This is a genomic window from uncultured Nostoc sp., from assembly GCF_964245575.1.
In the GTDB taxonomy this organism is placed as follows: domain Bacteria; phylum Cyanobacteriota; class Cyanobacteriia; order Cyanobacteriales; family Nostocaceae; genus Nostoc.
This window is the reverse complement of the sequence record NZ_CAXTNP010000104.1, coordinates 1-19,536: the sequence shown is the minus strand read 5'-3', so window position 1 is coordinate 19,536 and position 19,536 is coordinate 1. Positions and strand designations below refer to the sequence as shown.

At 44.2% G+C, this 19,536-nt stretch carries 17 protein-coding genes and 1 pseudogene; 4 read left to right on the top strand and 14 right to left on the bottom strand.

Translation table 11 applies throughout. The annotated features are described in order from the left end of the window. Positions 1 to 569, top strand: a pseudogene (locus ACFFAP_RS17705) (calcium-binding protein); the annotation flags it as partial. A 135-nt stretch (positions 570 to 704) separates the two neighbouring features. On the opposite strand, the gene ACFFAP_RS17700 reads toward ACFFAP_RS17705, so the two are convergent. Continuing rightward, the gene (locus tag ACFFAP_RS17700; RefSeq protein ID WP_375512433.1) at positions 705 to 1,148 is read right to left on the bottom strand and encodes a GNAT family N-acetyltransferase; all 444 of its coding nucleotides are present in this window, start codon (positions 1,146 to 1,148) and stop codon (positions 705 to 707) included. A gap of 58 nt (positions 1,149 to 1,206) precedes the next feature. Continuing rightward, positions 1,207 to 4,200 (bottom strand): L-glutamate gamma-semialdehyde dehydrogenase, encoded by a 2,994-nt coding sequence (pruA, locus tag ACFFAP_RS17695; protein WP_375512432.1) that lies wholly within the window; start codon positions 4,198 to 4,200, stop codon positions 1,207 to 1,209. Between the two features lie 249 nt (positions 4,201 to 4,449). On the opposite strand from pruA, the gene ACFFAP_RS17690 reads away from it, so the two are divergent. Further along, positions 4,450 to 5,100, top strand: a complete 651-nt coding sequence (locus tag ACFFAP_RS17690; protein WP_375512431.1) for a hypothetical protein — start codon at positions 4,450 to 4,452, stop codon at positions 5,098 to 5,100. 246 nt (positions 5,101 to 5,346) lie between these two features. Here ACFFAP_RS17690 and ACFFAP_RS17685 read toward each other — a convergent pair whose 3' ends face one another. The 12 genes from ACFFAP_RS17685 to ACFFAP_RS17630 all read right to left on the bottom strand — a co-directional run bounded on the left by ACFFAP_RS17685 (position 5,347) and on the right by ACFFAP_RS17630 (position 17,905). Further along, on the bottom strand, positions 5,347 to 6,075 hold the full coding sequence (locus ACFFAP_RS17685) for a HEAT repeat domain-containing protein (RefSeq protein WP_375512430.1): 729 nt from the start codon (positions 6,073 to 6,075) through the stop codon (positions 5,347 to 5,349). 462 nt (positions 6,076 to 6,537) lie between these two features. Beyond that, complete coding sequence (locus tag ACFFAP_RS17680) at positions 6,538 to 7,383, bottom strand: HEAT repeat domain-containing protein (RefSeq protein ID WP_375512429.1); 846 nt, start codon at positions 7,381 to 7,383, stop codon at positions 6,538 to 6,540. Continuing rightward, positions 7,383 to 7,637, bottom strand: a complete 255-nt coding sequence (locus ACFFAP_RS17675; RefSeq protein ID WP_375512428.1) for a phycobilisome linker polypeptide — start codon at positions 7,635 to 7,637, stop codon at positions 7,383 to 7,385. The genes ACFFAP_RS17680 and ACFFAP_RS17675 overlap by 1 nt, the downstream gene beginning before the upstream one ends. An 82-nt stretch (positions 7,638 to 7,719) precedes the next feature. Continuing rightward, entirely contained in the window at positions 7,720 to 8,589 is an 870-nt protein-coding gene (locus ACFFAP_RS17670; RefSeq protein ID WP_375512427.1) for a phycobilisome rod-core linker polypeptide, read from the bottom strand. A 118-nt stretch (positions 8,590 to 8,707) separates the two neighbouring features. Beyond that, entirely contained in the window at positions 8,708 to 9,520 is an 813-nt protein-coding gene (locus ACFFAP_RS17665; RefSeq protein ID WP_375512426.1) for a phycobilisome rod-core linker polypeptide, read from the bottom strand. 162 nt (positions 9,521 to 9,682) lie between these two features. Further along, entirely contained in the window at positions 9,683 to 10,174 is a 492-nt protein-coding gene (gene cpcA / locus ACFFAP_RS17660) for a phycocyanin subunit alpha (RefSeq protein ID WP_334874434.1), read from the bottom strand. Positions 10,175 to 10,261: 87 nt separating this feature from the next. Next, positions 10,262 to 10,783 (bottom strand): phycocyanin subunit beta, encoded by a 522-nt coding sequence (locus ACFFAP_RS17655; RefSeq protein ID WP_334847886.1) that lies wholly within the window; start codon positions 10,781 to 10,783, stop codon positions 10,262 to 10,264. 540 nt (positions 10,784 to 11,323) lie between these two features. Continuing rightward, entirely contained in the window at positions 11,324 to 11,740 is a 417-nt protein-coding gene (locus ACFFAP_RS17650; protein WP_375512425.1) for an IS630 family transposase, read from the bottom strand. A 72-nt stretch (positions 11,741 to 11,812) separates the two neighbouring features. Continuing rightward, entirely contained in the window at positions 11,813 to 12,199 is a 387-nt protein-coding gene (locus ACFFAP_RS17645) for an IS630 transposase-related protein (RefSeq protein WP_375512424.1), read from the bottom strand. Positions 12,200 to 13,074: 875 nt separating this feature from the next. Further along, positions 13,075 to 14,094: an adenosyl-hopene transferase HpnH gene (gene hpnH, locus ACFFAP_RS17640; RefSeq protein WP_375512423.1), complete on the bottom strand. Its 1,020-nt coding sequence runs from the start codon at positions 14,092 to 14,094 to the stop codon at positions 13,075 to 13,077. Between the two features lie 35 nt (positions 14,095 to 14,129). Beyond that, positions 14,130 to 15,182: a hopanoid-associated sugar epimerase gene (gene hpnA / locus ACFFAP_RS17635; protein ID WP_375512422.1), complete on the bottom strand. Its 1,053-nt coding sequence runs from the start codon at positions 15,180 to 15,182 to the stop codon at positions 14,130 to 14,132. Then, the gene (locus ACFFAP_RS17630) at positions 15,182 to 17,905 is read right to left on the bottom strand and encodes an efflux RND transporter permease subunit (RefSeq protein WP_375512421.1); all 2,724 of its coding nucleotides are present in this window, start codon (positions 17,903 to 17,905) and stop codon (positions 15,182 to 15,184) included. Before ACFFAP_RS17630 ends, hpnA begins: the two co-directional genes overlap by 1 nt. Positions 17,906 to 18,055: 150 nt before the next feature. Between ACFFAP_RS17630 and ACFFAP_RS17625 the strand changes: the two genes are divergently transcribed. After that, the gene (locus tag ACFFAP_RS17625) at positions 18,056 to 18,505 is read left to right on the top strand and encodes a hypothetical protein (protein WP_375512420.1); all 450 of its coding nucleotides are present in this window, start codon (positions 18,056 to 18,058) and stop codon (positions 18,503 to 18,505) included. A 271-nt stretch (positions 18,506 to 18,776) separates the two neighbouring features. Then, a complete protein-coding gene (locus ACFFAP_RS17620) occupies positions 18,777 to 19,478 on the top strand; it encodes a phosphorylase (RefSeq protein ID WP_375512419.1) in 702 nt (233 codons plus the stop codon). Positions 19,479 to 19,536 lie beyond the last annotated feature (58 nt).

The window sequence follows — 19,536 nt, the reverse complement described above, 5'->3', positions numbered from 1 at the left end:
ATGGCAATGATTATCTCTTGGCCTCTGGCAACCTTGACGGTAATATCGCCTCAGGTAATAATACCCTCAACAGTGGCGCTGGTAACGATATCTTGATTGTTGACAATTCAACAGGCAATAATTTTCTTGATGGGGGCAATGGCACTGATTATCTCTCTGCCTCTGGTGCTTCAGGGAATAATACCCTCGAGGGTGGTGCTGGGAATGATACCCTCATCGCTGGGAAAGGTAATGATGCCCTCTATGGAGGGAGTGGTATTGATAGCTTTGTTTTCAATAGCTACAACGAAGACGTTGATAGTATTTATGACTTCAACACTAATAATGAAAGTATTCAGCTAACATCTGCTGGTTTTGGTGGGGGATTATCACTAGGTTTACTTTCTGATAGTCAGTTTACACTTGGAACATCTGCAACAACGATCGCTCAACGATTTATCTATAATAACAATACAGGTGCATTGTACTTTGATCAAGATGGTAGTGCAGATGCGTTTACTCAGGTAAAATTTGTACAATTATTTGGTGGAGTGTTATTAAGCGAAAACAATTTTTATGTGACTGCTTAATCGTGATGAACACTTGATGATTCTAGCCAGATAAAAATAAGAAATTCTGGAAATGCTAGATGCCTATAATAGCACCTCGCATTCGGTTTATTAATGAATATAGGTTAATAAACTAATGGATGCAGCAATCCTAAATTATCCTAAGTGGAAAATTTTTCTCATTATCACATGGGGAATACCAGCTTCTTCAAATATTTGTCCTTCTTCTACAAAGTCTAATTTTTGGTACAAAACTTTTACATACTCTTGGGCGTGAATTACAACTTCTGGAATATTTTTATTAGCTATAACCTCTAGTGCCTTAATCATAATTTTCTTACCAATACCCTGCCCTCTAGCTGTAGACAAAACAGCAAGTCTTTCTATTTTGGCAGTTTTATTATCTAAATATCTAATTCTGGTAGTACCCACAGCTTTCTGATCTAAATAAGCAATCAAATGCTGAGATATTTCATCTTTGCCATCAAACTCTAAAGCGGGATCTACTCCTTGTTCTTCCTGAAAAACCGATTTTCTAATTGCTGCGATCGCTGGAAATTCTTCAGGAAAATCAGCAACTTTTATGACTAAATTACTCATCAAACTCTTTCTGTATTTAATATATAAAAAAAGGTGGGCATTGCCCACCCTACAAACTTTAATCAGCACCTTCAATTGGTGCAAAACCTTGGCGCTGAATATTTTCTGTTACCGCGCGTGGTTCGAGGAATTGCAGGAGATAATCAGGGCCGCCTGCTTTAGAACCTACTCCAGAAAGTTTGAATCCACCAAAGGGTTGCCGCCCAACTATAGCACCTGTAATATTGCGGTTGATGTACAAATTCCCGACTTCAAATTCTGCCTGCGCCTGCTGAATGTGCGAAGGTGTTCTAGAATAAAGTCCTCCAGTTAAGGCGTAGTTTGTACCGTTGGCGACTGCTAACGCTTCCTGGAAATCTTTCACCCGAATTACCGCCAGCACAGGGCCAAAAATTTCTTCTTGGGAAATTACCGCATTTGGCGATACTTCACTAAAGATGACTGGCCCGATAAAATATCCTTGTTCGGGTGTTGGTAATTCCAAGGCTAATTGTGCTTCTGCCTTACCCTTCTCAATATACTCGCGGATGCGATCGCGGGCATTAGCATCAATTACTGGCCCAACTTGTGTACTTGGTAACTCTGCTTCTCCAATGTTCAAGGATTTTGTCGCTTCTACCAACCGTTGCACAAAGGCATCATAAATCGGTTGCAGCACAATCACCCTGGAGGCGGCAGAACATTTTTGTCCACTGTAACCAAATGCTGACTGCACAACTCCCACAACAGCTTGGTCTAAATCAGCACTTTCATCGACAATAATGGCATTCTTGCCACCCATTTCAGCAATCACCCGTTTCATGTGCTTTTGTCCGGGTTTCAAAGTTGCCGCCTCTGCGTAAATTCTACAGCCGACTTCTTGGGAACCCGTAAAAGCAATTACATGAGTATCTGGATGATTTACTAAATAAGCGCCGACTTGCGAACCCTTGCCAGGTACGTATTGAAATACACCTTTGGGAAAACCAGCATCTACCAAGACTTCTGTGAGTTTCGCTGCAATCACAGAAGATGTTTCCGCAGGTTTTAGGAGAGTGCAATTGCCGGAAACCAAAGCTGCAACAGTCATTCCACAAGCGATCGCTAGCGGAAAATTCCAGGGAGAAATTACTACAGCAATCCCCCGTGGCTGGTAAATATAATGGTTAGTTTCACCAGGTATGTCGTAATTCACACCCTTATCTAACCGTTCTATCTCGTCAGCGTAATACCGACAGAAATCTATCGCTTCCGAAACCTCTCCATCAGCTTCTTTAACTGGTTTCCCAACTTCCAAAACTATCCAAACTGAAAGTTCAGCGCGGCGGAGTTCCATCAAATCACCCGCTTTCCGCAAAATATCAGCGCGTTGTTTAGCTGGTGTTTTCTTCCACCCAGGAAATGCCGCTTTCGCAGCTTGCATCGCCTGTTCTGCTTGTTCAACGCTAATCAACCCAACTTTACCAATTACCTCACTGAACTTAGAAGGATTGAGAGAATCAACAAATTCCGGCGAATTAACATACTCGCCATTAATTAGCGGTAAATAAGTTTTACCAAGTTGTTGACGAACGCTTTGGAAAGCTTGCGCCGTTTTCATTCTCACCTCTTCTTCAGCGTAATCGGTATCAGCAGCACCGAGGAAATGAGAGTGAGGAGTTAGGAGTGAGGAGTTAGGAGTTAAAGAGTTTTTTTCTTCTTTGACGAGCGGCGCTGCTAATAATTCCTCAATTGGACGATTTTCGAGATTTTGCCGTAAAAAAGAACTATTAGCTGTATTTTCTAACAACCGCCGAATTAAATACGCCATCCCAGGTAATAATTCACCATAGGGACAGTAAACTCTCACCCGATAACCTTTGTCAACCAACGCCTTGGCAACTTTATCACCCATACCGTAGAGGACTTGTAATTCAAAGCGACGGCGAGGGACATTTAAACTTTCAACTATGGCAATGGCGCGAGAGTGCGATCGCACATTATGGCTACCAATGGCAGAATACACATATTGATGATTTTCTAACAACAACTGAGTGATGGTTTCAAAGTTAGCATCAGTTGCCGCTTTGTCGTTGTAAACTGGCTGTGGCCAATGCTTCTGCGCTGCTTTGATAGTTTCCTGATCCCAATATGCGCCTTTCACCAAGCGGATTGTCAGGGGATAACCGCGCTGTTTCAACCAAGAAATTACGTCTTTGACATCTTGTTCGCTATCACGCAGATATGCTTGAATTGTTATGCCAATATCCGTGCGTTGCCGAAACTCTTCTTCTAGTAACAGTTTTTTCAGGATGCTGAGAGTGATATCCTTATAGGCATACTGTTCCATATCAAAATGCACAGCTGCGCCTAATTCTTTAGCACGACGTAAGAGAATACGAATGCGATCGCTAACTCGCTCCTCACTACCTTTAGCATCTAATGGGTCAAATTGGGAATAAAACGCCGTTAACTTCACAGAAACCTGAACTTTTGAGATTGCTTCGCCATCAGCCTCATCAATAGCCGGGATAGCTGTCCAATTCTTCGATGCTTCTACCAATTGTTGCATCAATTCTAGATAGCGTTCTAGATAAGACTGCGCTTCGGCTTCGGTAATCACTGCCTCACCAAGTAAGTCGATGGTGAAAGCCATTTTCTCTTTTCGCAGTCGTTCAACTGTTTTGATAACTTGTTTAATATTTTCCCCAGAAATATATTTATGAGCAAGAGTCTCAACGGCTGTACCAACGGTTGTAGCAGCAACTTGTCCTGGCATAGAGTCGGGGTTAGCAAAGTTTAGCATTCCCTTCAAAGCTGCCGGTAATTCTACAGATTCATCGCCGAGATATTCTTGTAAATGTGAGGCAATTTCTGATTTACTGTGCAAAGCAGGTAACGTATCTATAAAGCGAAATAGTTGCACCCGCAACCCAGGATTACTCATCGCCCAAGCTAGTAATTTATCATCCCAGCGCATTTGATCCCGCAGGGAAGAAAAAAACGAACGATTTTCCTGCGTTGCTGCTAGAAGTTGTTTAGCAATTTCTTGGGTTTTAGCTTCGTAGGTGCTTGTTTGTACTTGTAATACCACTGATAATAAACTCCTTAATTAAGGCAAGGCTTTTTGTACAAAGCCTGTGTCTTCTATTTTGACGCTTTCATATATCTAGTGGGGAGTGGGGGGATGAGGCAGCAGGGGGAAAATATTAAGAACGAAGCATCAAATGGAGGAATAAGCGCTAGTGAGTTGATAGAAGAGTTTGCTTACCCCCATAAATGAATTTAGGGGCTTGCTCACCGCAAAGTGTTCGGTCATACTAAGAGTGTAGATACTACGTTTATGCCTACAGAAAACCTCACGCATATCTTATTTTCTAACTGGCAACACACACTCCAACTCTTTGGAGTTAACCAGGTAGCGGCTGAGAAAGCCTTTCATGAGTTGGTTGCAGCTTACTCTACCTCTGGTCGCTACTACCATACACTAAAACACATTGATCACGTCCTCAGCACAATTGAGATTTTGCAAGGCTACACCAACAACCTAGCTGCTGTTCAACTTGCTGGCTGGTTTCACGATGTAGTGTATGATACTGAGGCTCAAGATAATGAACAACGAAGCGCAGACTATGCTTTTGAATTGCTGAGTAATTTGGGTCTTCCAGAAAGTACCATAACTACTGTTACCCGTCTCATTCTAAACACTAAATACCACCAAGCTGCGGTGGATGACTGTGATAGCCAAGTCCTACTTGATGCAGATTTAGCGATTTTGGCTACTAACCAAGTGCAGTATGGAGAATACGCCTATGCCATTCGCCAGGAATATGGCTGGGTGTCAGAAGTAGATTATATCACAGGTCGTAAGCAGATTTTAGAAAGATTTTTACAGCGATCGCGTATTTACTTTACGCCTTTAATGTCAGAGTTCGCCGAACCATGTGCCCGTGGCAATATCCAGGGAGAAATTCAGTCTTTATTGTCTGGTTAGTTTTACAGCGATTCTCATTTAGATGCAACACGCGATAGGTTAGCACAGCTATGCACCCCTACGACAGACTTGTATTCCATGCAATTGAAATCGGCTAAAAATTTTGGGCGTTGTATAAATGCGGAATGATTTTGCTAGTTTTGTGGGATGGGCCGAAAAGCCCGCCCCGAAATACAAGGGACGGGCTTTTCGGCCCACCCAACAAGAATTATCCCTTAATTCAGCAACACCAAATTTTGTAATTTCTTAGCGTCTGCTACCGCCACGATGAGGAACTTCAGTGTCTTGTAGCTTTATTTTAGGTACAAAGACTTCTTGATGTTGTTGCGGCTGTTGCGGCTGAATTTTTTCCTGTGCAAACTTGACACGGGTACGAACTCCAAGATCAACATCTGTATCGAGCATTTGCTGAAGTTGATTTGTAATCCGTGACGCTTGATCGGGTAAAGTGACTGCTATTGCAATGGCTAATGTTTCTAAACTCGTTACTGCTGCATAGCGCACTACCCACTCTGGATCTTGAGAAATTAGTAATAGCGCCTCTAGTACCTGAGTCTGAATAGATTCTAGTTTCTCAGGTGGTACTTGATGCCAGCGCAAAGTGCCTAATCCCCTAGCAGCTGCCCGCCGCACACTCAGGGAAAAATCGGTTTTTGCTGCCTCTAACAAGGTATCCAGCGCCCGGACATCGCCAATTCCCGCTAAGGCACGAATAGCCCAGGCTCTAGCGCTATAGTTGTAGTCATCAATTAGTTGCAATAGTGGCTGCACTGCGGCTTCCCCGATTGCAATCAGCCCATCTACCGCAGCCACCGCCGCCCCTGGATTGTTATAGCCCAAAGCTGCAATTAGTGTAGGAACAGTTTCTTCTATACCAGCTGCTGCTAACTCCTGAACTGCGTCTAATAAGCGATCCGACGAATCTGCTTCTTCTACAGCACGGGTCAATATTTGGGCCAAATCGCTGTTATTCATAATAATTTTTCTTGAGTAATTAGTCGTCAGCTAATTGTAGCTTAAGCTATCCGTAGTTGACATCATACATAAACCCCCTAGCCCTGATTTTACAGTTAGCTTGGGGGTTTATCTGTGGTAAAGATTTAGTTGTAACGTATTAATAACAACTAATGATCAGAAAATAATTCAGGAGTCAGCAGCAGGTAGTGCCGTCTTCTTCCTTTGGGAGAGGCTAGCGCCTGCCGTAGGATGCCCGAACGCGAACAGCGTCTCCTTTAGGAGAAGGGCTGTAGGAGTCTCCCCAAGTAGAGCAACTACCGTTCAGAATTCAGAATTTAAGTCCGACTGGCGGATAGCGCAGTTCAATTAGTGGGGGATTGAGATCAGCCACTAATTTATTCTGACCGGAGCAACGGAAACGTCTCCGGCTTTGCTCCTGAATTCAGAATAGCTGAATTCTTCTTCAACTAGAATTTATGACTACAACAGCGAGTCCATCAGATTGATCACTTTAATCGCACCTTTTGAGAAAGTGCTTGGTGTTATGTGATTAACTTGATGTTCTAGTAATCCTTTAAGAGAAATTAGCTTTAGGCTATTTTCAGCAAGAGTCTGTGCGATCGCATCTGCTGCGGGTAGATATCCAATGGCTCCCAAATCTGCCAACACTGCTCGACGCAATTGCAATTTATCTCCCGCCAGAGCTTGTACCAACCGTTCTCCATAAACTGGTTCATGGGTTAATTGATACATGGCCCGGGCGGCAGCATATTGCACCAATTCCATTGGATGCTCTAAGAATGGCTTTAGCAAAGGGGTGAACTCAGTCGCCCTCAAAGTTCCCAAGGCTTCTAAAAGAGCCTCGTAGGGTTGAGAGAAATCAGGCTGCTTTGATATGAGATGCTCTCCCTGCAAACCTACTACTAATAGCTTGATTAGCGCTGGAATACAAACCGGATCGCCCAGCATCTCTAAGGATTGTGCTGCCGCTTCCCGTACATAAAAATCTGAGCAATCTAAACACCCAATTAAAGGTGATACTGCCTGGCGATCGCCAAGTTTCCCTAAGGCCCTAGCTGCGTTCCGTCGGAGAGGATATCCGCCTTCTGGTGTCCTATCGGCTTCATCCTCTAAGGCTTTGATCAGTGCTGTAACCGCAGCTACTTCACATATCCGAAACCTGCCCAACCACCAGGCAGCATAAAATCGCAGACCTAAATCTGCACTTTCAAGATTAGCGAGCGCTTCCTCTACTGTTAAAGATTCACCGTTGGCATTGTCACCTGTCGGTGATAAATCTTCAATTTTCTGCGGACTGAAATTCATTATGAAGAAGCAGAATCGCTTTGTTGACTATTTGTTTGAGCTTCAGCGTTCAATGGCTGAATGCTGACTATTTTGCCACCCAAGCGAGTAATCCTCTGCATTTCTTGATTCATCCGGTTCTCAGGTACTGTGAAAAACACAGAGCCACTAGAACGAATGGGATAGTTGGTTTTGTCGGTTTCTTCGCTTTGCCGCAGACCCACTACTTCATACCGAAAGTAGCGACTACTTGTTCTACTAATTTGTCCAACCATAAAATTTTTTCCCAATTTTAAATTGTCATTAGTCTTTTGTCCTTAATAATGACTATTGACTAATGACTATTGACTAATCAGACTAAAGTGGTTTCACACTAGCTATTTTACCACCTTGTTTTACCACTCTCTGGAAGTAACTAGATAGTTCTTCATAAGGTATAATTACCGCTTGATTAACACGACGTGTCCTAGGATAGCCAGATCCAAAAACACCTGCTACTTCAATGCGGTAAAGTCTGCCTTCTTTTCCAAAAGTTCCCGCACCACCGAAAGTACTGTTGGGGGTAACGCCTTTTTCAGAAGCAACGTATGAAAAGCCTGAAGGGCCACCGGAGGGAGGAACAACGACGGATGCACTATTGCGACCTAGTTCGCTTGCAAGGCGAGAAGATTTGCCTTTAAGTTGTGAAGTATCGCTACTGGCATAGCCGCGATAAAGTTGGAATATCCGACTAAATCCCACAGTTTTCTGTCCTGTTTGGGTTTTAAAGCCACGATAGTAAGGCACAATATTTTCACCAAAGTTAGATTGATACTCTGGCGAATCAATATAAGAATCAATGTCGGCTTCATATCCCTTGTTTTGGTACAAGTCCAAGTGATAAACTACATCAGACTCATCATAAGGTGCACGACCCAACAAATGTTTATAGTTCAGCTCAATGACGCGAGTTTGGAAATTGTCGTAGAAAAACTTGGATTTGTACAGCTCTGATTTTGCTAGCTGACGCACAAACTCTTGCACTGTAATTTTCCCATCGCGCAGGATAGATTCAGCACTTGTGAGGCGGTCAGATGTCAAGATGTAGTTGTTGCCCAAAACTTGACGATAGACGGCAGCAATTACTCTCTCAATGTCTTCTTTGGTTGCATTTGGACGCAATTCCACAGGAGACTGATCGCTAAAAGGTTCTGTTCCCAGACGGGAAGCCGCTGTTGTAATAGCCATTGGTAATTTTCCCTTTGTAAGTTAGTAATTGGTAAGGGGAGTGGGGAGTGGGGAGTTAAGAGTGGTGAAATTCCCTACTCTCTACTCCCTACTCCCTACTCCCCTCCCGATTCCCTATTTATACGGCTGTAATGCTAATAACCCTACTGCCCTTGCGATTCAACTGCTGCAATTTACTAGAAAGTTGCTCGTATGGTACGATCAATTCCGCAGTACCCCGCCGCACTACAGCTGAGTTCGGGGAAGCTGCTTGTAACACTCTGATGCGGTATGTTTCCCCGCGACCACCTGTAGAGAGACCTGTTAAGGCTCCGGAGGAAACTGGGTAAATGGGTGAAGCTAGATTCTTAGCTACTTCCCAGGTTAGCCGTCCTTGTTTTTGTCCTTGAGCGCGATCGCTATTGGCATAACCCCGATACAATTGGAACAGTCGGCTATAGCCAACGTTTTTCAGTCCTACTTGGCTTTTAAAGCCTCGATAGTAGGGCACAATATTTTCGCCAAAGTTCTCTTGATATTCTAATGAGTCAATGTATGAGTTAATTTCAGCTTCGTAACCTTGTGAGTTGTATAGCTCAACATGGTAGGAAATTTCTGACTCATCTTCTGGGGCACGACCCAATAAATGCTTATAATTCAGCTCGATAAATCGAGTTTGTGAGTTGGAGTAGAAAAACTTCTCCCGATAGAGTTCTGACTGAGCAATGCCCAATACAAAACCCCGAACTGAAATCTCACCCTGCTGTAGGAGTGATTCAGCACTCTCGAGACCCTCTCCCTCTAGCAGGTATGCATTACCCAAAACCTGCCGATAAGCTGCTCGGATAACCACTGCCACATCCGCTTCTGTTCTATCTGGACGTAGTTCTACCAGTGCTGAGTTTTCAAATGCTCCAATCCCTAATCTTGCTGCTTGTCCCAAAGCCGCCATCTTTAAACCTCCTCAGTTTTAACTGCAAAACTGAAAACTTTTTTGAAAATTTTTTCTAGTTTTTTAACAGTCTTTTGAAAATAAAACTGCCCGGAGAGGTAAACAACTCATAGAACTTACTTGTCATAAGAGCTGATTTCCTCTCCGGGCTAAAGAAACACTCTAGCTTAGAGTATTGATTACATAGTCGATGTAAGAATTTGCTTCAACACCTGGATCGCCGCTTAGACCGTGGTTAGCTTTGATGTACTTGAGAGCTTCAATGTACCAGCTAGGAGACAGATCAAAAGTCCGGTTGATTTCAGCCAAGCCAGAAATCAAGAAATCATCCAAGGGCCCTGTGCCACCCACAACTAATGCGTATGTGATAATCCGCAAGTAGTAGCCGATATCACGTACACACTTGCCTTTGCCGCGTGCATCAGCCGCGAAGTTGGGGCCTTGTTGTTGAGTGGTGTAAGGGTACTTGTTATACACCGCTTGCGCTGCGCCTTCGGTCAAGCGTTGAGCATTGGCGCTCAAAGCTTTTGCTGCTTGTAAGCTAGCTGGCGCTTGGCGGAAGCGACCAAAAGCAACTTGAATTTCAGTGCTGCTGAGATAGCGACCTTGAGAATCAGCCGATGCAATTGCTTCAGTTAGAGGTGTTTTTGACATTTTGCTATTTCCCTTTCACAAACTTTATGGTTGAAATTTTGTTTTGTCCTATGGACAATTATTTAGTCAACATCAGCAATGCTTGGCTTAAGCCACAGCAGCAGCAGCACGATCGAAATAGCTAGCTATTTCAGATGACAGAGCGCTGCAATCTCCTCTGGTGATGTTATTTGGATCGTTGACAATGGCTAGCGAAGCTTGTTTCAGCTTCTGAATACCAACGGCAACTGATGCTCCAGGAGTTCCCAATGCCAAATAAGTTTCCCGCAAACCATTGAGGGCACGGTCATCTAGTACGCTGGAATCGCCAGCAAAGATAGCGTAGGTGATATAGCGAAGAATGATGTCCAAGTCTCTAATACAAGCAGCTGCACGACGGCTGGTGTAAGCATTACCACCAGGAGTGATCAATTGGGGTTGTTCTGCCCACAAATCACGAGCAGCAGCAGCAACAAGAGCAGATGCATTGCTGGTAATACGGTTCACGGCATCTGTACGCTTGTTACCATCTTTGACCATTTCGCTTAATGCATCCAATTGTGCATCGGTGAGGTATTCCCCACGTGTATCAGCTTGGGAAACTACTTTTGCAAATGCATCTAAAACCATTGCCTTAAATCTCCTAATTTGCTTGGTTAAGAATAATTGGACTCAAAACTGAATGGTTTCAGTTTTTTGATGTTAGCCCTGCCTGACGAGTTACGAAAGGTTCAAAACAGACATCCACAGAATAAGTTTACGATCTCCAGGCTTTCAGATTAAAACTTTTGTTAAAAAACTTCAAACTTCTATGAACGACTGGAAAACCTGATTAAGATGTTGTTTTTTCTTTCCAAGATATCTTTATACAATGCTGCCGCGTCATTATTTATTACAAATTATTGTTATGTTTGTTAATTTACTTTACATAAGTTTACACTTTTATTTCTTTTACCTATTGACTTTTCTGCAACCCCAAAGATGGGATAATTTCTCTCTGGGAGATCCCTTTAAGGGTGCGACGCCGAATAGCCCGCAGCAGGCATCGCACATTTTAGTTATGTATTATTGGCTACTTACTAACTCCTGGCAAGGGCACGCGCTATATGTGCGGTTGGATTGCATCCATTAGACATCTCCAGAAATTAATTATAGCAACCGCCAAGACGGTTAGGACGCGAAACGCAGGACATTCTCAATGGCATCTCGTAAACAATCAAACTGCTCCAGTTGTTTGCGGATTCGACTTTTTAACCAAGACCAGCATTTCTCAATCTTGTTGAGGTCTGGAGAATAAGGCGGTAGGTACAGCAGTTCACACCCGGCATCCTGAATCAGTTGTTGAATGCGTCCACCTTTGTGGAATGTGGCATTATCCATCACCACAACCTGTCCGGGTTCAAGGGTCGGAAGCAAACAAGTCTCCAACCAGGTTTCAAACACTTTTCGATTACACGCTCCTTCAACAGTAAAGGGAGCTATCAAGTTTTGGTTACACAGTGCGGCAATCATGTTCACCCGACCTTCACGCCGTCCTGATTTGAGTGCATGGAAGCGCTGCCCTAATTCAAGTCCAACCGTAATCATATACGTCTCGACAATCCATCCCAGACTCATCGATATACACGATCTTCTGCGGAGGCAGAGTGGATAACTGCGTTATGAACGCCTGTCGTTTGTCTTCATCGCGCTCACGGTAGCCATAGGTCTTTTTTTTCGCGTGAAGCCAATTTTCTTCAGGGCCCGTGAGATGGTGCGATCGCTGATCTGATCGTCCCAAAGTTCTGCCATCTCGACCTGGGTTTTATCCCCATGCGATAGAGCGAACTCACGAAATTTTTCCCAGTCAGTGATCTTGTGCCCATTACCGGGAGGCTGATTGGGTAAGGCTTGGAAGTCGCCTGTTTCAGCTTGTCGCTTCAACCACAGATCGATAGTATTGCGACTGATATTGAATAGAACACTTGCTTCGCTTTTTTTCAGTCCATCGAGTTCAATGGCTTGGATAAGCTTTTGACGAAGATCGTAACTGTAAGGTTTGGGCATAGGTCAAAGCGATCGCAGTACCAGAAAAAGGACTACTTCTAGTATATGTCTTAATCGCCTTGGCGATTGCTATATGTATGCGTTGCCCAAAATGCTTAGACATCTCCAGAAATTAAATATGCGTTATCCAGAACCCTTGTAGAGACCTAGCACTGCTACGTCTCTATATTCATATTCACTCCTATATCTTTTATCTCTTGATAAGCACAATTCATGAATTGTGCCTACATGCTTTTCGCTACGAACCAAAACATAATGCTTAAGGGTGCGACGCCGAATAGCCCGCCGCAGGCATCACACTATTATTTTGTGTAGCATCTACTACTTACAGTACTGTGTCAAACTAACAATGCTTGGATTAAATAACGAACCGCAGAGGCACAGAGAACACAGACAGAAGCAGAGAAAGATTCTAAACTTGGTTTACTCACCAAACAAACTTTGTGGGGTTTATGGTAATAAAATCAAGTTCTTTTCTTCCCCTGCTCTCCCTGCTCAAGAAGTGCCTGCCTTCACCCATGATTTTTGGGTTGGTCGAGTACTAGGGCCTGTTTTCAAAGTCTTAGATCCCCCCATGCATGATACCCAACATATCCATTCATAGTGCCCATTATTACAAACAGTAATACCAACCACAGTGGATGTCTTCGACCATCTAGAGTTCTAAAATCTTCCACTTGCCGCAATTGCTCAATCAGATTCGCACCCATGATTTTTATCCCCTCAACACTTGCTATTTTACCTGTCTTAGGGAATGAAACAGCCCTGCCCTTAATAAAGGGGGGCGAAGAATCTTTTAAAGTCCCCCAATTTATCAGGGGATTTAGGGGGATCTGAAAAATTAGGAGGCTAAACGAGTAGTTTGAAAACACGCCCTAGCCCCTGCCAAACACACTCCCAAGGGCACGCGCCATATTTTGCGGTTGCATTGCATCCATTGCGGCGGTAGGTTCGTAGCCGCAGTGAACCATGCAATCGGCACACTTGGGATTACCACTCTTCTGGCCGTATTGACTCCAGTCAGTTTGTGCTAGTAACTCCTTGAAGGTAGAGTAATAACCTTCGTTCAGCAGATAGCAAGGTTTTTGCCAGCCGAGAACGCTATAGCTAGGGCTACCCCAAGGCGTGCATTCGTAGTCCTTCTCACCGGTGAGAAAATCTAAGAAAAGCGGATTGTGATTGAAGTTCCAGTTTTTTTCACCAGCTTTGTATGGAGCCAGAATTTGCCGGAAGAGGGCGCGTGTTTGTTCTCGATGGAGAAAATGATCTTGATCTGGTGCCCACTCGTAACTGTAGCCGGGAGAAATCATCATTCCGTCAGTATTTAGTGTGTCCAGAAAGTCGAAGAACTCTTGCATATCTTTGGGTTGAGTACCCTCAAAGATAGTGGTGTTAGTGGTGACACGAAAACCTTTAGCTTTAGCGGCACGAATAGCTTTGACAGCAATATCAAAAACACCTTTGCGATCGACGCACTGATCGTGCAACTCTCGCATTCCATCTAAATGGACGCTGAAAGTCAGGTAAGGAGAAGGTTGAAACTTATCCAGGCTCTTTTCTAACAACAAACCATTGGTACACAAGTAAATATATTTCTTGCGCTCAATTAATCCCTGAACAATTTCATCAATCTGGGGATGTAGAAGCGGTTCTCCCCCAGGAATTGAGACAACCGGTGCGCCACACTCTTCCACTGCGGCAAAGCACTGTTCTGGGGTGAGATTTTGCTTTAAAATTTCCTTTGGATGTTGTATCTTACCACAACCAGTACAGGCTAGATTACACCGAAAAAGAGGTTCCAACATCAATACTAAGGGGAAGCGTTTACGTCCTTTCAAACGCTGGGTAACAAGATACTTCCCAATATCCATAGCTTGTTGTAGATTAACTGCCATTCTATTACTCCTCTGTTGATCAAAACACCACGTTCTCAACCCCAAGATTTATCTGTGGGGTCTTTAATTTTGAATTTTGAATTTTGAATTTTGAATTCCCCAGAGGGGTTGACATACCCCTGAGCAACAAACCAATCTACAGCATCTTTAAGTGCCGCTTTTAGCGAAGATTGAGGTAGACCCAACTCTCGTACAGCCTTAGCGGCATTGTAATACATAGGTTGTTTCGCCATCCGAACGCCATCCAATGGCACTGAGGGCGATTTCCCCAAGGGTGCGAGAATCTTTTCATCAACCCAGGCAACACTAAGGGGCAACCAAGCGGGTACTGTTCGTTGAGGTGCTATTAGACCTGTGATATTGGCGAGTTGTTCGAGTAGTTCCTTGAGGCTTAGGTTTTGATTACCTAATATATAGCGATCGCCTGATTTACCCCGTTGCAAAGCCAGTAAATGCCCCCATGCCACATCCCGCACATCGATAAAATTCAAACCAGTATCTAAGTAAAACGGCATTTGCCCTCGTAAAAACCGCAGTATTATATCACCTGTCGGGGTAGGTTTTATATCCAACGAGCCAATGGGGCTGCTGGGATTGACTATAACTACTTCCTGACCTTTTGCAATGGCTTGCATGGCTTCTTGTTCAGCGAGAAACTTAGACTTTTTGTAATCACCCACCAATTTATCTAAGGGACTTTGATGTGTTTCATCTACAACTTCCCCAGATGATCCTACCCCAATTGCCGCAACTGAACTAGTATAAACAGTGCGCTCAATACCAGCTTTGCGGGCTGCTGCCAACACATTGCGCGTACCCAAGACATTGTTATGGTGCAGTAACTCCCGGTCTGTTTGCCAGAGGGAATAATGGGCGGCCACATGAAATAGATATCGACAATCTGCCATCTGTTGCCAGAGCTTTGGTGAATTCAAATCACCTTTGACAATTTCCACCTCCAAACCGCGTAGATTCTCCAAATTGCTGCTTGACCGTACCAGGGCTTTGACATCATATCCCTGTTGCAGCAACAACCGTACCAAGTGGGCACCAATAAAGCCCGTACCCCCCGTGACAAAAACTTGCATCAACTTCTCTCCCTCATGTGAAATCGGGGAAACCAATCATCCAAAATGGCGTAGACTACCGGCACAACAATCAAGCTGAGGATAGTCGAAGTCACTAGCCCACCTGCGATCGCTACAGCCATAGGCGATCGCAATTCCGAACCAGCCCCAAAACCTAGAGCGATCGGTAGCATCCCTAAAATAGTCGAGGCCGTGGTCATCATAATTGGTCTGAGGCGCACTATTCCGGTGTTGAGAATTGCCTCGGTGCGATCTAAGCCAGCTTTACGTAACTGGTTGATGTAATCCACAAGCAAAATGGCATTTTTATTTGCCAGCCCCAGCAAAAAGACGAAACCAATCAGTGAAATCATCCCAAAGTCGCTCTTGGTGATTAGTAGCGCCAACATTGCCCCCACCAGCGCTAAAGGCAAAGAGACACCAATCACCAAAGGGTCTACCCAGGTTTTGAACAGCAAAATTAGTACGATGACAATACACAGGGCAGATAGAGCCAAAGTACTGCCAAAACTGCTAAAAACCTCACCTTGGCTAGCAGAGTCTCCTCCTAAATTTAAGGAAACATTAGGGGGTAACACCGCCTTAGCTTCAGCTACCACTTTATCAGTAGCATCACCCAATGATAGATCCTTGCCAAGATTAGCACTGACATAAGCCACTCGTTGATTATTCAGACGCTCGATTTGAAAAACCGTACCCTGTGGATTTGTTTCACCTGTAACTGTGACATCGGCGAATCCTGGTAGCCTCTGAATCTTCTGTTTAATCGCTTTGACTGCTTTGCTTAGTGCTTGGAGATCATTACCTTGTAATGCTATTTGGAGGGGTTTTTGACCGCCGGAATCGACAAATGGAATATCTTCAACACTAGTAGTTACTCCAGAAAGAGTAGGTAACGAGGAGCGCAATTGGTCTTGTAGTACCGCAGTTGTGATTTTGCGGTCTTTTTTAAGCTTTACATAGAGTGTGCCTTTATTCGGCTCACCCTCACGAGAACCAACAGTGGTAAATACCGTTTCAACTGCTGGTGATTTTCTCACAACCTTTTCTAGTTTTTTTGCAACCTCAAGAGAATCATTTAAAGGATTGGGAATGGGGGATTGGGGACTTGTACTGAGCGGAGCCGAAGTATTGGGGATTGGGGATTGGGCATTGGGAATATCGCTCCCTTGTCCTCCTTGTCCTCCTCTGCCAAAATCGGGGATACTCGGCAAAGGAGCTGTATAAGCAATATTAAATTCGCCGCGATCGAGTTTAGGAATAAAGCCTTTGGGAATTAGTGGAATCAGTGCTATACCTGCGATGAAGCTGAGGACAGCTAACCCGATAACTATCTTGCGGTGATTTAAAGACCAACTCAGCAAATTTCTGTAAAATTGGACAAACGCCACCCAGATTTTTGCTTCCCGACGCGGGGAGAGCGAGGATTTAGGTTTCAGCCAGTAGATAGCCAGAACTGGAGATAAAGTCCGAGCAACTAGCATAGAAGCAAGCATCGCGGCTGAAACAGTGATGCCGAAGGGCTTGAAAAACTGACCGATTACCCCACCCATCAAACCTATGGGCAGAAAAACTGCTACTGCTGTCAAAGTGGCGGCGGTAACTGTCAACCCAATCTCATTTGTAGCTAAAAGCGCCGCTTGGCGAGGAGTTTCCCCATCATCTACGTGTCGCATGATGTTTTCCACATCAACGATCGCATCATCAACAATACTACCAATCACCAAAGCTAAAGCCAGCAGGGTAATTGTTTCCAAGTTGAAGCCGAAAATAGCCATGATGATAAACGTCGCCAACAAAGATGTAGGAATCGCTAAGGCAGAGATTAGGGTGGCTCGCCAATTCCATAAAAAAGGAAAAATTACTACAATGGACAGCAAGACTGCTTCCAACAAAGCATCGATGGTTGACTGGGTGGCTTGGCGGATATATTCTGCTTGGGTGGCAGCTAAGGTGAGTTTGACATCTTTGAGGGTAGCTCGTAGCCTTTGGACTTCTTTTTCAACTCGATTCACTACTTCTAAGGTGTTAGCACTGCCACGTTTGATTACCTGAAATGCGAGTGCATCTTGCCCGTTAAACCGGACTAATGTTGCCCCTGCTTGGGGGATAGCTGCACTCGTATTTGATGGATTTATGGGAGGAGTTGCAGTACCGCCACCCAACAGTGAGACTTTCAGGACACCTGGCAGTTTAGCGATCGCACTCACAATCTCGTCTTTCGCCAACTTCGTCAAATCGGTGAGATTTTGCGTGGGACTCTCAATAGCATAACTAATGGCGGCTGACTCATTTAAATTCAGGGGAATAATTTTAGAAGTCGCCCCCTGAGGCAAAGTCACCTGCTTGAAGGCAGTTTCAACTTCTTTGGTCGATGTTTCTAAATTCGTCCCAACGGCAAAAGAAAGGGCAACAGCAGTTTGACTAGGATAAGTAGATGAGCGAATATTCTCCAGTCCTTTTAGTTTGCGGAGGCGTTCTTCTAAAGGTTTGGTGAGCTTCGCTTCGGTATCCAGGGCAGTTGTCAGGGGGGCTGTAGCATTCACAACCACCACTGGAAATGTAATATCTGGAAACAAGGCATACTTGAGGGAACTGAAAGCCAGAACACCAGCTACCGTTACGGCAATCCAAAAACTTACCGTCAGCCACGAAAATTGAATCGCCAATTTGGAAATATTGAAGAGTTCTCGTGCGGATTTTGAGCGATCAAGCTTTACCATCTTGGAAATTTATCGTGTGGGTGACACAATTATTTAGTCATGCTACAGCAATCACCTTGGCTTTGCGAGTTTTGATCACCACAAAACGGCAATATTACTTATTGTCACTCAGATGTGGCAAAATTTATAATCCAAAATGGAACTTGACACATGAAACTTGGTTCTGTTGAGCATAAGGAATTATTTTGTCGTAGTTTTACAGAAAGCTACAAGGAATACGAGCCTGAGTATCTCCCTTGGTCAGATTTGGACGATAAAGCCTTGACTTTGCTACGCAGTATTCCCTTCTGGGATAAAGTGGATACAGAGCGACATGACCGTTACGGCATCGAACTGCCAGAACGTCAACCCATTCAAGTTCCCCAAAACATTGAGCCAATCTTTACCCGCTTTGGCTTTGAAGAGTGTCTGGATACCTTTTTTGCATACGGACTATTTGTGATCGCTCGTGAAGCCAATGTGTTTCCAGAGTCAATCTTCACTATCTTTGATCCGATCATAGACGAAGAGACACGCCATATTGTCTTTTTTGTCAATACCTATACACAAATTCATCGTGGCCAGGGATTTACCCCTCTGCGGAGCGTCAAAACCCTCTAACACTACGGCAAGGCACTCAGCAATTTGATTGCCGTCTTTGGCAATGATCACCCCAGTAAGACAGGCTTCGCCGCCACCGGTACTGACATCTTTACCAAAGACCTCACACTATAAAAATTTCTTAGCATTTGTCTAGTGGAAAATCAGCGCCGGATGAGCAAGTATGATCCCCGACTACTCCAACCGCAATTACTACCCAGACTTGCCAGTATCGCCCTTTGCACCCTTGAGTTAATACCCAAACGTAAACTTGAAACTATCGAGAGGGCTAGTGCCTAATTTTTTGCCCATCAACACAATTCTGGTACCTCAGGGAGCAGAATATAAAGCTGTCTGTCGCGGATTAAGCGGCGTTACTGGTTCCATCCCAACGGTAGTACCTATACCTGTTGGGATGAAGCCTTTACTTAAATATTTACAACAATCTCAAGACAATGGACAATTTCTAGCTCCAAAATCCAGAGTGCTGATTATGGGTATATGTGGCAGCTTGAGCGATCGCTATACAGTTGGTGATATTGTCCTATATCAAGATTGTGTTTACTCTGGAAAACGGCAAGAATGCGATCACACTTTCACAACACAATTACACTCTTCAATATCAGATAAAGTATCCTTCGTCAAGTCATTAACAAGCGATCGTGTAATTTGGTCTGCTGCTGAAAAACGCCGTTTAGGCGAGACTTTGGCGGCTGATGTTGTTGATATGGAAGGGTTGACCGCCCTAGAATTTTTCAATACTGCTGGAGTTGCAGTGGCAATGCTGCGAGTAGTCAGCGACGATTGTCAGCATGATATCCCCGATCTCACACCAGCAATTAACTCTGATGGCTCTCTAAACCCTTTCCCTTTAGCGATGGTAATGCTTCGACAGCCCCTTGTTGCTACTCGGCTGATTCGAGGTTCATTAACAGCATTAAAGGTGTTAGAGCAAGTTACAAATCGCCTCTTTTCTAGCAATAAACTGGATTGACACTAGTAAACTCAGCAAGTTCCTCACGAAACTTGCTGGTCTTCAAAACCGTGCTTAA